Origin of the sequence: Peptoniphilus olsenii (assembly GCF_040545475.1) — a bacterium.
GTDB lineage: Bacteria > Bacillota > Clostridia > Tissierellales > Peptoniphilaceae > Peptoniphilus_A > Peptoniphilus_A olsenii.
On sequence record NZ_JBEPMA010000003.1, the window covers coordinates 180,841 to 196,963 of the forward strand.

14 protein-coding genes are annotated in these 16,123 nt (G+C 29.3%); 13 read left to right on the forward strand and 1 reads right to left on the reverse strand.

Annotation, left to right across the window (positions count from 1 at the left end):
* Positions 1–225 precede the first annotated feature (225 nt).
* The 4 genes from ABID14_RS04160 to aphA all read left to right on the forward strand — a co-directional run bounded on the left by ABID14_RS04160 (position 226) and on the right by aphA (position 5,945).
* Positions 226–1,443 carry a radical SAM/SPASM domain-containing protein gene (locus ABID14_RS04160; RefSeq protein WP_354367438.1) on the forward strand — a complete coding sequence of 406 codons (1,218 nt, stop codon included), beginning with the start codon at positions 226–228 and terminating at the stop codon, positions 1,441–1,443.
* 270 nt (positions 1,444–1,713) lie between these two features.
* Positions 1,714–2,991, forward strand: a complete 1,278-nt coding sequence (locus ABID14_RS04165) for an ATP-binding cassette domain-containing protein (RefSeq protein WP_354367521.1) — start codon at positions 1,714–1,716, stop codon at positions 2,989–2,991.
* A 241-nt stretch (positions 2,992–3,232) separates the two neighbouring features.
* Positions 3,233–5,026, forward strand: a complete 1,794-nt coding sequence (locus tag ABID14_RS04170) for an S-layer homology domain-containing protein (protein ID WP_354367440.1) — start codon at positions 3,233–3,235, stop codon at positions 5,024–5,026.
* Between the two features lie 175 nt (positions 5,027–5,201).
* Positions 5,202–5,945 carry an acid phosphatase AphA gene (aphA, locus tag ABID14_RS04175; RefSeq protein WP_354367442.1) on the forward strand — a complete coding sequence of 248 codons (744 nt, stop codon included), beginning with the start codon at positions 5,202–5,204 and terminating at the stop codon, positions 5,943–5,945.
* Between the two features lie 433 nt (positions 5,946–6,378).
* Here aphA and ABID14_RS04180 read toward each other — a convergent pair whose 3' ends face one another.
* Positions 6,379–7,128 carry an IclR family transcriptional regulator gene (locus tag ABID14_RS04180; protein WP_354367444.1) on the reverse strand — a complete coding sequence of 250 codons (750 nt, stop codon included), beginning with the start codon at positions 7,126–7,128 and terminating at the stop codon, positions 6,379–6,381.
* 439 nt (positions 7,129–7,567) lie between these two features.
* Here ABID14_RS04180 and ABID14_RS04185 point away from each other — a divergent pair, with 439 nt between their 5' ends.
* From ABID14_RS04185 to ABID14_RS04225, 9 genes are read left to right on the forward strand one after another with little or no spacing between them, the layout of a single operon-like run.
* Positions 7,568–7,888 carry a hypothetical protein gene (locus ABID14_RS04185; RefSeq protein WP_354367446.1) on the forward strand — a complete coding sequence of 107 codons (321 nt, stop codon included), beginning with the start codon at positions 7,568–7,570 and terminating at the stop codon, positions 7,886–7,888.
* Positions 7,878–8,882 carry a V-type ATPase subunit gene (locus tag ABID14_RS04190; RefSeq protein WP_354367448.1) on the forward strand — a complete coding sequence of 335 codons (1,005 nt, stop codon included), beginning with the start codon at positions 7,878–7,880 and terminating at the stop codon, positions 8,880–8,882. The genes ABID14_RS04185 and ABID14_RS04190 overlap by 11 nt, the downstream gene beginning before the upstream one ends.
* Positions 8,863–10,803 carry a V-type ATP synthase subunit I gene (locus ABID14_RS04195; RefSeq protein ID WP_354367450.1) on the forward strand — a complete coding sequence of 647 codons (1,941 nt, stop codon included), beginning with the start codon at positions 8,863–8,865 and terminating at the stop codon, positions 10,801–10,803. The genes ABID14_RS04190 and ABID14_RS04195 overlap by 20 nt, the downstream gene beginning before the upstream one ends.
* An 11-nt stretch (positions 10,804–10,814) precedes the next feature.
* The gene (locus ABID14_RS04200; protein ID WP_354367452.1) at positions 10,815–11,234 is read left to right on the forward strand and encodes an ATP synthase subunit C; all 420 of its coding nucleotides are present in this window, start codon (positions 10,815–10,817) and stop codon (positions 11,232–11,234) included.
* Positions 11,234–11,542 carry a V-type ATP synthase subunit F gene (locus tag ABID14_RS04205; RefSeq protein ID WP_354367454.1) on the forward strand — a complete coding sequence of 103 codons (309 nt, stop codon included), beginning with the start codon at positions 11,234–11,236 and terminating at the stop codon, positions 11,540–11,542. The genes ABID14_RS04200 and ABID14_RS04205 overlap by 1 nt, the downstream gene beginning before the upstream one ends.
* Positions 11,543–11,550: 8 nt before the next feature.
* Positions 11,551–12,180: a hypothetical protein gene (locus ABID14_RS04210; RefSeq protein ID WP_354367456.1), complete on the forward strand. Its 630-nt coding sequence runs from the start codon at positions 11,551–11,553 to the stop codon at positions 12,178–12,180.
* The gene (locus ABID14_RS04215) at positions 12,173–13,939 is read left to right on the forward strand and encodes a V-type ATP synthase subunit A (RefSeq protein ID WP_354367458.1); all 1,767 of its coding nucleotides are present in this window, start codon (positions 12,173–12,175) and stop codon (positions 13,937–13,939) included. The genes ABID14_RS04210 and ABID14_RS04215 overlap by 8 nt, the downstream gene beginning before the upstream one ends.
* An 8-nt stretch (positions 13,940–13,947) precedes the next feature.
* Complete coding sequence (locus tag ABID14_RS04220) at positions 13,948–15,327, forward strand: V-type ATP synthase subunit B (protein WP_354367460.1); 1,380 nt, start codon at positions 13,948–13,950, stop codon at positions 15,325–15,327.
* The gene (locus ABID14_RS04225; protein ID WP_354367462.1) at positions 15,327–15,959 is read left to right on the forward strand and encodes a V-type ATP synthase subunit D; all 633 of its coding nucleotides are present in this window, start codon (positions 15,327–15,329) and stop codon (positions 15,957–15,959) included. The genes ABID14_RS04220 and ABID14_RS04225 overlap by 1 nt, the downstream gene beginning before the upstream one ends.
* The last annotated feature ends 164 nt before the right edge of the window (positions 15,960–16,123 follow it).

Below are 16,123 nucleotides of genomic sequence, written 5' to 3' on the forward strand. Positions count from 1 at the left end.
GTTATAATTTAAAAGGGGGATTTTATGAAACTAATCAATAAAAGTATTATAACAATTAAACTGTCAAAGAAGTTGAAAGAACAAAGAGAAAGATGTATTACACATTGACAAAGATAATGAGGTAGAGGAGATTCTATCTCCTCTATAAATATGCTTTACAAAAATAATTGTTTTATAAAAAAAATTAATAATAAAATTTTTCTTTTTAATCCACATTCTTTTGCTATGATGGAGTACAATACATATGGTCTAAATGAAAATGAATTTATTAATAATCTAACTCCTGGCCAGATAAATGAATTAAAAGAAATGGAAGTTTTTACAAATGATACTACATCCTATGCTTATTCGAGATATTATTCAGATAGGATTAAATATAACAGAATTTTATCAATCTATGATATTTACAGTTTCAACTGTAATTTAAATTGTACATATTGTTTTGAAAATGGTATTGAATCAAGTCAAAGTAAAAATTATATGGAAAGGTTATTATTCTATAAAGACTTTATAAATTTGTATTATGATGATTTTGATGTGCTTGATTTTGTATTATTTGGAGGTGAACCATTATTAAATATTAATTATATCAAACAAATTTCTGAGTATTTAACTGATACTTTTTTTGATAAAGTTATTGATTTTTCTATTACAACGAATGGAACACTAATTGATAAACAAGTAACAGATTACATTAATGAATACAATGTATCAGAAGTAAGAATTACCTTAGATGGACCTGAAGAAATACATAACCATCGAAGACCGATGCATTTGAAATCTTCATTTAAAAAAACAATTGAAGGGTTAAGAACGTTGTGTTCGGATACTTCTGCGGATATAGTTATAAACACTATTATAGATGAGGACAATAAAAATTTTTACCAAGATTTGTTTAAATATTTGAAGAATAATTTTTATGATTATTTTTATAAAATTAGCTTTAATGTAGGAAAAGTATGTAAACCTATTAATTCTAAAAAATCTTTTGGGTTAATTAATAATGAATTTAATGTAAGTGAATATTATAGTATTATGGAATATATTTTAAAAAATGGGGGTACAATTACATCTCCATTTTACTCCTGCCAATGCTTAAATTCTACTGAGAAATCTTTTATTATTTCATCTGACATTTCTATATATAAATGTGTTAGTGCTGTAGGCAATAATAAATTTTTGTTATCGACATTTCAAGATTTTAAAAAAGATCCTAATTTGTTTTTTAAAAAAAATATTAAAATTATAGAAAATTCCCATAGAGAAAATTGTTTTTCGTGTAAATATTTAACAATGTGTAATGGGGGATGTAAATATGATAATTATTTCAATAGCAAAGACATTTGTCGGGAATATTTATTATCTCAAGAAATACACGGATTAATTAATATTTTACAGCAAGGGAGTATTTTAAAGGATGGAAAAATTAAAAAAAGATATTAGTATATAATATCTTAAATTTGGTATAAAAGAGTTTATAATTTCAAATATTATAGCACTATTAACAGTGGTCTTTAAGACGTTTTATCCATATTTAATCAGTTACTCTATTGATAATTTTAATTCTTTGACTATGAATAAAGTATTTATTATATGTATTGTCTTAGTTATTAGCGTTATACTAATGGATCTTACATATTATTTTAATAAGATAGTAAAGGCAAAATTCAAAAAAATCATTTGTTCAAACATTAGGCGTGATGCTTTTTTGGGATTTTTAAAAAAGATTATTCACCCAATAAAAAAGATGAAGATAAAGAAACGTCTTTCTTAGTAAATGATGTCAATGAAATCTATAGAGCATATTATGAAAATTTGATTTATTTTGTTAATAGTATTGTGATGCTAATAATAAGTACTTTTATTTTAATTAGTATTTCAGTAAGAATGGCTATAGTTATCATGGGTAGCTTAATTTTAGTATTTATGATTCCAAGATATGTAGGAAAAAACTTAAAATTTTATAATAAAGACTTATCTATAAAAAGAGGTAAGTACTTATCAACAAGTGACCAACTTTTTTGTGCGGCAGAATTAATTAATTATAGAGATAATAAAAATATAGAAAATATTTATTTTAAGTCTTTAGAAAATATGCAAGAGTCAAATTATAATTTGGATAAGTACCAGTCTCTGATTCAAATTGTATCGGGATCTTCTTTATACATTCAAATGCTTTTGGCTTTTATTTTTGGATTAATATTTTCATATAAAGGAATAATTACAATTGGAGAATTTGCAGCTGCACAATTATATTGCGAATATATTGCTCAGTACAGTATGAACCTCGTTGACGAATTATTAGAAATAAGAGGAGCAAGGGTATATTTTGATAAATTAGAAGAGATTCAATTAAATTTATTTAATAGTAAGGTTAGAAAGAAATTTAGAGTTAATTCGAATATTATTGAAATTAAACATTTAATATACTCAATAGATAAAAAACCTTTATTTAATGGTTTAAATCTAAAAGTTAAAAAGAATTTAAAATATATTTTGAAAGGCAAAAATGGTTCGGGTAAGAGTACCTTATTTAAAATAATTATAGGTCTTATTAATAGATATGAAGGGAGTGTGGAGCTATCTACTGATAAAATAAAATATATTCCTCAAGAAAAATATTTATTCAATGGAACGGTTCTAGAAAATATCACATTATTTGATGATAATATTAAACCAAGTGATATTTATTCAATAAATAATTTAAAAGAGATTTTTGATTTTAAATATGATTTAGATCATTATATATCTTATGAAAATAATAATTTATCTGGTGGAGAATCTAGAAAAATTTGCTTAATTAGGACACTTTATAAAGAAGCAGATTTATACCTTTTAGATGAGCCGATGAATGATTTAGATTTAAATATCAGAGTGAAACTTTTAAAATATTTAGAAGAGTTAAATTCCACAATAATAGTAATTGATCACAATATTAACCAAAGTAATTCTGATTTTATAAGTGTTAATTTAGATAATAATAGTTTTTAATAGTTTTAAATATTATTCAAATAAGTCTGAAAATATTGTAATTAATATTATGATATTTTCAGATTTTTTTATTTTATAATTGTTAAGAAAATATTACACAAATGTTAAGATTGATTAATTCCTATAAATTTTCACGTTATTTTCACAAAAGGAGGGTACTATACATAATAATTAGCTAAGTAGTTGGCTAATGTGAGTTTTGAGTTTAATGATGAACTTAGTTTTAGGAGGAGTATAAATTATGAAACTATATTCGAAAAAATATTTAGCGATGATGCTAGCAGGAGTGTTGGCAACTTCAACTCCAGTGGCAACTTTTGCTAATGCAAATGATGAAGAAAGTGCAGTAACTGCAACAGAATCACCGTCAGACCAATCAACAACATCTAATACAACCAATGCGACTGATACTGACTCTCAAACTACAAATAGTTCAGAAAATAAAGATTCTAATAGTAATGCAGTCAGTACTCAAACCAATGATACTTGGGAAGCACCTTCAAGTACTATTGAAGTAAGTGAAGGCAGAAGACCAAGTGATTATCTAAATCTTCCAGATGGAGCTAAAATAATTTATGGTGATGAGAGATTTGATAGAGAATCTGGAACAAGAAGAATTACAGTTGAATTTGCAGATAAATCTACTAAAACTTATTCTATATACTTTAAGACAGAAGGTTGGAATACTTCAAAAAGTGACTTGAGAATAAGAAATCTAAAATATGACGGCAGAAATGTATCAGGTACAACTGAACCTAATGCAACTATTTATCTTGATGATGGAAGAGACACTAAAAGGCTGGGAACATCAAGAAGTAATGGAGAATTTTCTTTTGACGTTCGTCTATATACTGACAAAATAGCATATGTTTATGCTGAAAAAGATGGAGTAAAAGGTGAGAGTCAAAGAATTGATGTAAGTGATAAAAATGGAAAATCAATTGATGCAACCAACCTTAGACTTTCAGGAGACACACTATCAGGATATGTAAAAAATTATCCTTTTGAAAATATCAAAATTTATCTAGGATCACGCCTTGTAGGTTCAACAAGGACTGACAAAGATGGATATTTCTCAACTAGATTAAATGAAAGAATTTATGACAGAGATTTAGATGATTTAAGTTTTTATGTAGAAAAAGATACAAATGTTGTAAATAAAGACTTAAAAGTAACTGAAGCAAACGAAGGTGAAAAACTGCTTAAAGGTACAACAAAAGGTGGAGAAACAGTAACAGTATTCTCAGCAGATAAAGAGCTTGGTACTATTGATGCAGCAAGAACTGGAGACTTTACTGTATATTTAAATAGAGCTTTAGTTGCAGGTGAAAAACTTACTATTGAATCTAAAGATAAAGATGGCAAGGTATCAAAAATAGATTTTGTAGTTAGAAAAAAAGCATCACAAACACAACTTGGATATATAGTTGGATATCCAGATGGAAGTTTTAAACCAAGTGCCAATGTAACAAGAGCAGAGGCTGCTCAAATGTTTGCTACTCTAATAAATGGAGGAACAAATTTTGGTACAAGCAAAACTACTAAATTTAGTGATGCCAACGATGGATGGTATTCTGAGGCTATAAACTTTGTAGTCAATAAAGGTTTAATTTCTGGTTACTCTGATGGAACATTTAAACCAGATCAAAAGATTACAAGAGCGGAGTTTGCTCAAATGATTTCTGGATATATAAAAGATGGAACAACTAAAAACTCAACTTTTGCTGACACAAAAGAACATTGGGCTAAAGATGCCGTAGATAAACTTTATGGGAATAAAAATATTAAAGGTTATCCAGACGGAAGTTTCAAACCAAATTCAAATATAACAAGAGCAGAATCAGTTACAATATTAAACTCTGTGTTTAATAGAGTGACAACAAAAGATTCTCTAAACAATGTCAATATAAGTGGACTAAAAACATTTAACGATGTAGATGACAGTCACTGGGCATATTATAATATTCTAGATGCATCAAATACTCACAAGAGTGAAAAAGCACCCGGAAACTCTGATGTTGACATTTGGAAATGAGTAAAAAATTAATAAAAAATCAAAAAGACTGACTTCATTTTGAAGTCGGTCTTTTGCATTGTAGATTATAAAACTATTTTTTTATAATGGTGAGTATAAGAAATAATAAATATAATTGTAAAAAATAGTTTACATAATAATTAACTGGTGATATATTGTTTTTGGAGGTGAAATTATGAATTTAAAAAATAAAATTATGAAGTTTAGTACAGTTTTAGCATTGGCAGTTACTCTATCAAGTCCAATGTCTGCACTTGCTGCAGGACCTAAGGTAAAGTATACACAGCCAGGAGTTACTGTGCAAAGTGATGCTGCTTTTGTCAGATATGTTTCTATAGATGACATCAAAAATTCGCTAAAAGATGTAGGACCCATCAATGTAAGTTTTGATATTGACGATACTCTACTTTTTTCTAGTCAGTATTTTCAATACGGAAAGACTGTGCTGACACCAGGAAAATTTGATTTTCTAAAAGATCAAAAATTTTGGGATTATGTAGCACTAGAAGGAGATGCACATTCTATACCTAAAGTTTCTACAAAAGAACTAATAAAAATGCATATGGAAAGAGGAGATAATATCTTCTTTATAACAGGTAGAACTAGAGGTAGTATGTATAGCGAAGGATATTTAGACAAGACTTCTGAAAATCTAAAGAATTATTTCAATATGGAAAAAGTAAATCCAATTGATTACACTGCAGATACTCCAAGAGATGGTTTTAAATATGATAAATCTTATTATATTAAAAAACACAATGTATCAATACATTATGGAGATAGTGACGATGATGTATTGGCAGCAAAAGAAGTTGGTATAAGACCAATAAGAATTTTCAGAGCACCTAATTCTACAAATATGCCATTACCACAAGCAGGTGGATATGGAGAAGAAGTGTTGAGAAATTCAGCATTTTAATTTATTTCAAATAATTATTTATAATGAAGCCGGAGAAAGTTAATTCTCTGGCATTTTTGTATAAATAAATAAAAGTCTTTTCTTACGCTTCTTTACTATTTTTCTATTTTACCATTACAAATTCTCTCCACCACATGCAGCTCCTTCGACTTCAGAAATCTTGGCAGATTTCTTTCGCTCAGGATGACATGGGAGGGGAAATATTCTCTCCATCACATGCAAGACTCTTTATGCGTTCGTTTGCACTCACTTAGTCGAGATGACAGTTGAAAACACTTAAAATCCCCCCAACTGTCATTTCGAGTGAAAGAAAATTCTTACGAATTTTCTGTAATCGAGGAATCTGCCTCTTTAGGAGTAATTCTGTATAAATAAATAGGAATTTTTTTAAAAATAAAAAAAGTCGCAAAACTAAAGTCTTGCAACTAAACTATTAATATTTTGAATATCCTAAACTCTTTGAAAATTCAACCCCACAATTCTTAACTGCTTGCACATATTTTGACTCTGAATATCTATCCACTCTGTCTTTAGGAACAACGATACCCACCGCACCAACTAATTCATTCTTAAAATTAAATACTGGTGCACCCATTCCTATAGCTTCAGTTATATATTCTGAATCTGATATTGAAAAGCGATTTTGGCGAATTTCCCTCAAATCCTCTTTTAATTTTTCCTTATCTACATCACCTTCTAAATAATCTTCTAGATTTTTACTTAAATAATAATCTATATAGTCATCGCTTTGGAATGCAAGTATCGCTTTTCGAATTGCTCCTTTGTGCAAATCTATTTCAAGACCAAAGTTTTCTACAATTTTTAATGAGTGATTGCCTTCTGCTTTAGATATTACTAATCCTTTATCTCCAGATTTTATTATAAGGAAAGAATCTTCGCTTGTTTTATCTGATAAGTTTTTAAGTACATCTTTAGAAATTGATTGTGGATCAATATATGATGATGCCTTTATGCCTAGGGGAATGAGTCCTGCCCCTAGTGAATATAAATGTGTTCTGTCGTCTTTTTCTGCATATCCAACTTCAATTAATGTTGATAAAATTCTGTGTGCAGTGCTAGGGGGTATATCGACAATTTCAGAAATTTCTGCAATTGTCAATTCATGCTCACTCTCTTTTAATGCTTCTAGAACATTTGCTGCTTTAATTAAACTTCGAATCATTGTTTCACCTTCTGAGAAAAGTATACCATAAAGTGGAAAGTATTTCACTTAAAGAAATTATGATATTTTTATTATTATAATATCATTTATTGTATCAAATTATGCTGCTTTTGGGAAATAACTGTTAATTTCTAGAAAATGGGTATAGTGGTAAATAGGGGAGTATTAATTTTTAAATATTTATTAAATTTTTATGGAATGTATTTATTAAATCTATAGTGATAAAATTTCTCTAAATATAAATACTGTAAATTCAAGATATACTAATATATTGGTAAAAACTTATATTTAAATTTTAAATATATTTTTTGTAATTTCACCATATAAAATGTGATAAGAAGGTGAAATTTTTTGTGAGCTTGATAATTACTTGATTATACATAAAAAAGTAATATAATAATTAATGCACAAGGAATTTTTTATAAAGGTGGGGATGTATTTGAAAGATGGTATTGATAGTATATTGGCAATAGATAAAAAAACCAAAGAACTTGTCGAACAAACTGATAGACAAATTGAAAAAATTAGGTCAGATTTGAGAGAGAAGTTAACTGATATGGAAAATGAGTCTATTGAACATGCAAAAAAAATAGGTCAAGAGAAATCTCAAGCTGTTATTGACGAATTTAATGAAAAAGTTAGTAATTTAAGGAAACAGAATGAAAATAAACTAAAAGGCATTGAACAGTTTTACAAAAACCACGAGGCTGAACTCCTTGATGAAGCTTTCGAGCTATTGGTAGGTAAAAATGCAAGGTAATTTAATCGCTTTAAATGCTAAACTGCCGAAAGTTTATTCGAACTTTTTGGATTACAATGATTTCTATAATTTGTCTAAGATGAATACTTTGAAAGAAAATTTATCCTATTTAAAAGAGAATAAATTTCAAGATTTAGATATTTTATCAGATATTTACGAAGCTGAGAGCTACTTGCTTGAGTATCAAATTAGGGAAGTTAAAAGAATGGAACATTTTTTGTCTTCTAAGTACAGAGATTTTTTAAAGGGTTATTTATTGGAAAGTGAAATTAGAAATATAAAGTATATTTTGCGAGCCATAAAAATAGGTAAAACTCCAACTGTTGAAAATCTTGTGATTAAAGGTAAAGCTATTGATTTTAAGAATAATTCGTTAAGTGAATTTGTGAACAATTTACGAGGTAGTGACTATTATGATATTTTGAAAAACTATATTTCTGATGATGATTCTACTTTATTTTATATGGAGATGAATTTGGATAAATATTACTATCAAAAGTTAGTTGATATTTCTAAATCTTTTTCTAAAATTGATAGAGAAGAATTTTTGGATACATTTGGTATAAAAATTGATATTCTTAATATTATTTGGATTTATAGAGCAAAGAAATATTTTAATCTTTTACCAGAAGAAATATTTAATTTCACCATTTTTGGTGGAAGTTATAATTCTGAGAAGCTTTTGAGTCTTACTTATTTAAGGGAAGATGATTTTGTATCTGAAATTAATAAGACTAAATATTCTTTTTTATTTGAAGGCAAAAATGGGTCTGATATGTTTAAACGTGCTGAAAGGTTTGAAATATTAAATGCTAAAAAAGTATTTGCTAAATCAAGAGGTATAGGAAAATTAATGGCATTTTTAATTTTATTAGAAAAAGAGATAAAAGATGTTGAAATATTGCTTGAGAGTACTAGATTTAATTTGTCATCTAGCGATAAATTAAGTCACTTAATAAATAGTGCAAAGGGAAGTGAACAACTTGGCTATTGAGAAAATGAAACTTGTCAATATAATGGGTCGTCTAGAGGATATGGACTCTGTTATACTTGATATTTTAAATATGGGTGTGATGCAATTTATCTCGTCCGAGGTTACTATAAAGAATAATGAGTTTGTCTTTAGTCTTGATAAAGAAGAAAATGTTGAGAGAAATATTGAGCTCAACTATATTGCTCCATTCAAAGAAGATGAAGAGCATTTTCAAGAAGTAAAAAAAGCCGAAGAAATTATGAAATTCTTCGACATTAAAAAAATTGATGATAAGTATTTTAAAAATATTAATTTAAATGAAGATATTAACTCTTTTTATGATACTTTTAAGACCAAAATATCTGAATATTATGAGATGAAGAAAAAAATTAAGCTCATAGAAACACTAAAAGAAAATTATAATTTGTTTAAAAATGTTGATATTGATTTGAGAGATATTTCAGAACTTGAATATTTTAATGCAAGATTTGGATTTTTAGATAAAGATGCTAGATTTAGGCTTAAAAAGAATTATGGCAATATCTTGGCATTAATTTATCATACTGGAACAATAGATGATAGAGAACTTTTCTTGGCAATTTATCCTAAGGAAGTTGAAAAAGATATAGACAGAGTTTTGAAGAGTTTAAACTTCAATGATGTAGATATTTTGGGAGATAATGTAATAGGTACTGCAGAAGATATGTTCGAAAACATGTCCGAAGAGGAAGAAAATTTACGCAGAAGTATTTGGGAATATGATGAGTACAAGCAGAATATTCTAAATTCTCGCAGTGATGAACTCTATCAAACTCTAGCTCATATGTTAGCTTTTGAAGAAATCGAAAATGCAAAAAAATATATGTTGAGGTCAAATCACTATTTTTACGCTTCTGGATGGGTTGGAGAAAGAGACATAAAAACTCTTGAAAATAAGCTTTCTAAATATGAAAAGCTTGATATAGATTCTAGAGATGCTGACGAAGACAAGAGGTCTACGCCAACAAAGCTTAAAAATTCAAATTTTTTTAAGCCATTTGAACTATTAATTAATATGTATGGAACTCCCAATTACAATGAGTTTGATCCAACAGTACTTTTTGGAATAACTTATATGATATTATTTGGTTCCATGTTTGGCGATCTTGGACAAGGGGCAATTTTTGCGATTGCCGGAATTTTATTGTCAAAAAAGAAAAACAAAGATTTTGGTGGTCTTCTAATTAGGATGGGATTATCGTCAATGTTTTTTGGACTGATGTATGGATCTGTGTTCGGAAGTGAAGGCCTAATACCAGCTTTATGGTTTAGACCTTTTGAGAATATAAACCAAACTTTAGTTATTGCGATATTTTTTGGTGTTATTTTATCGTCTATTTCTTATATTGTGGGAATTTACAACAATATAAAAAATAAAGAATATGAAGAAGCTTTTTTTGGGAAAGAAGGCTTTTTGGGAGTCTTAATATTTATTTCAATGATAAATATTGGGCTAAATATAATGGGCAGTTCTGCTCCAATAAGTATGAGTATTTCACTTGGAGTATTAGCAATATCTTTGATACTCATGCTATTTAAAAGGCCGATTTTATCTATGGTATTTAAAAAGAAAATTAAAGGAAGTGCTGGGGATTATTATATCGAATCTTCTTTTGGACTTCTAGAGGCTCTTTTATCAACAATGAGTGGCATTATTTCATTTATAAGAGTTGGGGCATTTGCGATAAACCACGTAGGACTTTTCTTGGCATTTAAGACTTTGGGTGAAATGTTGGGTTCTACTGGTGGCAATATAATTGTTTTGATTATAGGAAATATTATAATTATTGGACTTGAAGGTTTAATTGTGTTTATTCAATCACTTAGACTTGAATATTATGAAATGTTTAGCAAGTATTATTCTGGTGATGGAAACTTATTTGAAGCTGATAGTATTTATTAGGAGGAATTGAGATGGAGAAAATTATTATTTTTGCGATTTTAACAGTATTTTCGATGATAGTTACAGGTTTTTATTTTATTTATAAAGGTACAGATAAAAATAGAAAATTTGCTCGTGCTTTGATGAAACTTAATTTATTTATATTTGCACCGACTTTTGTTTTTGGATTAATTACTCTAGTGCCTCAAATGGCAAATGCAGCGGGAAGTGCTACTAGTGGGAACGGACTTGGTTTTTTAGCAGCTGGTCTTTCAACAGGTCTTGCTTCTCTTGGTGCAGGTGTGGCCGTTTCTAATGTTGGTTCTGCAGCTATTGGTGCAGTATCTGAAGATCCTAATATTTTAGGTAAATCCATGATATATTTAGGTCTTGCTGAAGGTATTGCTATTTATGGTTTAATTATCTCAATTATGATTTTAGGTAGATTATAATGAAGTCAATTCTTTTGACAAAAGATAGTGACATAATAAATGGACTTAGGCTTGCAGGAGTTGAGGGTGTATATTGTAAAGATAGAAAAGAGCTTTTGAAGAATTTTGATAAATATAAAAGAGATTCTCAAATTGGCATTATTATCTTAACTGCGTCTTCTTTTGAAAAAATAAAAGATGAAGTTATAGAAGTTAAATTAAACCAAAAAACTCCTCTAGTTGTCACTATTCCTGAACTAGGGGGAAAGATGGAAGATGACTTTATATTGAAATATGTAAAAGAATCTGTTGGGATTAAGGCAATCTAGGTGATTAAATGATTTTACTTGAAAATAAAATATCTATTTTTAACAAAATTGTCTTTTTAAAGAAAAAAGAAGAATGTGACGCACTCATTGAAGAAGAACAAGAAAAGGCAGAAAAAATTCTTCAAGATAAAATTAAAGTTTTAGAAAATGATAGAGAAAATTATATTAAAAGAAGAGTTGCATTAGCTGAAAAACAAGGATATGAACAGATAGCTAAAGCAAATGAAGAAAAGAGAGTTTTGGCTCTTCAAGAAGATGAGAAACTACTCGACAAACTTTTGACATCTCTTCTAAAAAAATTAGAAGACTTCACTAAAACTGATGAATATGTAAATCTTGAGAAAAATAGTTTTGAACAGATATTAGATGAAATTGAAGAAGAAACGATATATTTATTTATAAAAAATGATGAAAATCCAAGACTTGTAGAAGCATTACAAAATGTGGCAGATGAAAAAAAGGTAGAGCTCATCGTAGGTGAATTATATGATTATCACATAGGAGGCTTTATAATATCTGATATTAACAGAAATTATAATATTGACCTATCTCTTAAAAATCGTGTCGAAGATATGAAATATGAAATAGGGGCAATGCTTCACAATAAGTTGAGAGAGACAGGTGATATTAATGGCTAATACAAGTATAAAATCAGTAGATGGACCTGTTGTAATTGGCAAGAATATGTCTGATTTAAAAATTAGAGAAATGGTACTTGTTGGAGAGAAAAAGCTCATTGGAGAGGTTATATCTATAGATGGTGATTTAGGTACTATTCAAGTTTATGAAGAGACCGAGGGATTAAAAAGAGATGAAGAAATAATACCTACAGGAGCACCACTTTCCGTAAAACTTGGGCCAGGAATGATTGCTAATATTTTTGATGGTATACAAAGACCTCTTGAGAAAATCAAAGAAACTCACGGTTCTTTTATGCCGGAAGGTATAGGACTTATATCTTTGGATGAAGAAAAACTTTGGGATGTTACATTTACAGTAAAAGTTGGAGATAAACTAAATGCTGGCGAAATTTTTGGTACTGTTCCTGAAACGCCAGTCATCACTCACAAGCTAATAGTTCCACCCGATGTCAATGGTGAAGTAATTGAAAAAGTTGATGATGGTAAATATAATATTGAAACTGTGCTCTTAAAATTGAGGGATGAAAATGGAAAGATTAATGAACTAAAAATGTATCATAATTGGCCTGTTAGAATTCCAAGGCCTGTAAATGAAAGATTGCCAATTGATAGACTACTTGTAACGGGACAAAGGGTGTTTGACGTATTTTTTCCAATAGCTAAAGGTGGAACAACGGCTATACCAGGAGGATTTGGTACAGGAAAAACAATGACTCAACATCAAATTGCTAAATACTGTGATGCAGATATCATAATATATATTGGTTGTGGAGAACGTGGCAATGAGATGACAGAAGTTTTGGAAGATTTTCCTAAACTTATTGACCCAAACACAGGCAAGCCGCTTATGGATAGGACAATTTTGATTGCAAACACATCTAATATGCCAGTAGCAGCTCGTGAAGCATCCATTTATACTGGTGTCACTATGGCTGAATACTTTAGAGACATGGGCTATGACGTGGCATTAATGGGAGATTCAACATCTAGATGGGCAGAAGCTTTAAGAGAAATTTCAGGACGTTTGGAAGAAATGCCTGCTGAAGAAGGTTATCCTGCATATTTACCTTCTAGAATTGCTGGATTTTATGAAAGAGCTGGTTATGTTAAATCACTATCTGGGGAAGAAGGATCTGTAACTTTAATTGGGGCTGTATCGCCAGCTGGAGGAGATTTTTCTGAACCGGTTACAGAAAATACAAAACGATTTGTCAATGTATTTTTAGCACTTGACAAAGAACTAGCGTATTCTAGGCACTATCCTGCTATAAATTGGATAAATTCATATTCAGGTTATATACCACTTTTAAAAAACTATTACGATATGCGACTTGATGGAGATTTGCCGGCATTGAGAAGTAAATATTTAGATTTACTACATCAGGAATCAAAACTAAACGAGATTGTGATGCTAGTTGGTGAAGATGTGTTACCTGACCATGAAAGATTGATTTTGGAAATATGTAGAGTTATAAAAGTAGGATTCTTGCAACAAAATGCTTTTAATGAAATAGATACTTTTGTACCATTAGAAAAACAATTCGAAATGTTAAAAACAATAGATCATTTATATGAAAGAGGAAAAGAAGCATTAAAATTAAAAATTCCAATTTCAAAAATAAGAAATAATGAATTATATGCCAAAGTAATCAATATGAAATACAATATCGAAAACGACAACATGAAAAAATTTGTAAGTTTGAATAACGAAATCAATGATTTTTATATTCATTTAATTTCAAGTTATGAGGATTGAGGTGCTTTATGAAAAAAGAATATTTGACATTAGATAGAATCGAAGGCTCACTCATTGAACTTTCAAATCTTCATAAAGTGAGTTTTGGAGAAGTTGTAAAAATAAAATCAAATGACGAAAAACAAGAAGAGCTTGGTCAAGTAATAAAAATTGACGAAGATAAAGCAGTAGTTCAAGTCTTTGGAAATAATTTAGGTGTGTCAACTAGAAATAGAAAAGTCGAATTTTCAGCACATCCTTTCGAGATTCCTCTTTCAAAAGATATACTAGGAAGAGTTTTTAATGGGACAGGAAGTCCCATAGACAAAGGTGGAGCTATTTATTCTAAAGAAGTTTATAATGTAAATGGAAGACCTATTAATCCAGCCTCTAGAGAGTATCCGAGAAATTTTATACAAACTGGAATATCATCAATTGATGCATTGATGACATTAATTAGAGGCCAAAAACTTCCGATTTTTTCTGGTTCTGGATTGCCTCATAATGAAGTAGCCGCTCAAATAGTAAGACAAGCCAAAATTTCCGATACAAATGGAGATAACTTTGCAATAGTATTTGCAGCAATTGGTGTAAAACATGACGAAGCAGACTTCTTTAGGGAATCATTTAAAAATTCTGGTGTAATTGACAAAGTTGCCATGTATATTAATTTTGCCGATGACCCAATCATGGAAAGGTTAATTGCACCTAAATGTGCACTCACGGCTGCAGAATATTTAGCATATCATGAAAACAAACATGTGCTAGTAATAATGACTGATATCACAGCATATGCCGAAGCACTGCGTGAAGTATCATCTTCTAGAGAAGAAGTGCCATCAAGAAAGGGATACCCCGGACATTTATATTCTGATTTAGCAGCACTTTATGAAAGAGCAGGTATGATTAAAGGAATAGATGGATCTGTTACATTAATTCCTATTTTGACAATGCCAAATGACGATATAACTCACCCCATACCAGACTTAACAGGCTATATAACTGAAGGGCAAATAGTAGTATCACGTGATTTATCATCAAAAGGAGTTTATCCGCCAATTGATGTCCTGCCTTCACTATCAAGACTCATGAAAGATGGAATTGGAGAAGGATATACAAGAGAAGATCATCCAGACTTATCATCGCAGCTATTTGCATCTTATTCCAAAGTTCAAGAAACTAGAGCCTTGGCACAGATAATAGGTGAAGATGACATCTCTGATGATGACAAATTATTACTTCAATTTGGCGAAGAATTTGAGAAAAAGTTTTTGACTCAAGAACAAAATGAAAACAGAAGTATAGAAGATACACTTAATTTAGGTTGGGAATTGCTTAAAATTTTACCAAGCACAATGATTGATAGAATTGATCCAAAATTAAAACAAAAATATTTAGGTGAAGAATAATGGCTAAAAAAGTTATTCCTACAAAAGCAAATCTAATAGCATCTAAAAATGCCCTTGAACTTGCAGAAAAAGGATATGATTTATTAGACAAAAAAAGAACAGTCCTAATAAAAGAAATGATGGATTTAAACAAAAATGCCAAGAATTTACAAGATGAAATTGAAGACAAATTTCAAGAATCTTATAAAAGTCTTGTAGAAGCGACAATATCTATGGGTGCAATTTCAGTAAGAGAAATTTCTGAGTCGAAAGCAAAAGAAGAAGATTATAAAATATTATCACGTTCAGTAATGGGACTAGAGCTTCCTGAAATCAAATATAAAGAAAGAAAACCTATTGTAGATTATTCACTGCATAAATCTAACTCGGACTTTGACAGGGCAAATATTAATATGGAAGAAATACTTCCCTTGATTTATAAATTAGCAGAAATAGAAACATCAGTATTTAGATTAGCCAATGAAATAAAAAAAACATCTAAGAGAGCAAATGCTCTGGATAAAATACAAATACCAAAACATAAAAGAATAATACGTGAAATTGATGATATATTGGCAGAAAAAGAAAGAGAAGATTTCTTCAGGCTTAAAAAAGTAAAGAGCAAAAAGAAGAAAAAGGAAGAACAAGTTTAAATGTAAATAAAAGGGTGATGTTGCAGAATAGATGATTCTACTCTGCAACATCATTTTTTTATTTATAAAATGTGGTTTATTGAAAGACTATAAAGAAATTGGGCCTAAATAAAAAGCAAATCTCGTCAAATGTCATTTTGAGTAAGTGTAGTGAGTCGAAGAAT

Excerpts from the sequence above, each read along its gene's own strand:
- aphA (WP_354367442.1), top strand. The coding sequence starts at position 5,202 with ATGAATTTAAAAAATAAAATTATGAAGTTTAGTACAGTTTTAGCATTG.
- ABID14_RS04205 (WP_354367454.1), top strand. The coding sequence starts at position 11,234 with ATGAAGTCAATTCTTTTGACAAAAGATAGTGACATAATAAATGGACTT.
- ABID14_RS04225 (WP_354367462.1), top strand. The coding sequence starts at position 15,327 with ATGGCTAAAAAAGTTATTCCTACAAAAGCAAATCTAATAGCATCTAAA.
- ABID14_RS04190 (WP_354367448.1), top strand. The coding sequence starts at position 7,878 with ATGCAAGGTAATTTAATCGCTTTAAATGCTAAACTGCCGAAAGTTTAT.
- ABID14_RS04160 (WP_354367438.1), top strand. The coding sequence starts at position 226 with ATGATGGAGTACAATACATATGGTCTAAATGAAAATGAATTTATTAAT.
- ABID14_RS04200 (WP_354367452.1), top strand. The coding sequence starts at position 10,815 with ATGGAGAAAATTATTATTTTTGCGATTTTAACAGTATTTTCGATGATA.
- ABID14_RS04215 (WP_354367458.1), top strand. The coding sequence starts at position 12,173 with ATGGCTAATACAAGTATAAAATCAGTAGATGGACCTGTTGTAATTGGC.
- ABID14_RS04220 (WP_354367460.1), top strand. The coding sequence starts at position 13,948 with ATGAAAAAAGAATATTTGACATTAGATAGAATCGAAGGCTCACTCATT.
- ABID14_RS04180 (WP_354367444.1), bottom strand. The coding sequence starts at position 7,128 with ATGATTCGAAGTTTAATTAAAGCAGCAAATGTTCTAGAAGCATTAAAA.
- ABID14_RS04170 (WP_354367440.1), top strand. The coding sequence starts at position 3,233 with ATGAAACTATATTCGAAAAAATATTTAGCGATGATGCTAGCAGGAGTG.
- ABID14_RS04210 (WP_354367456.1), top strand. The coding sequence starts at position 11,551 with ATGATTTTACTTGAAAATAAAATATCTATTTTTAACAAAATTGTCTTT.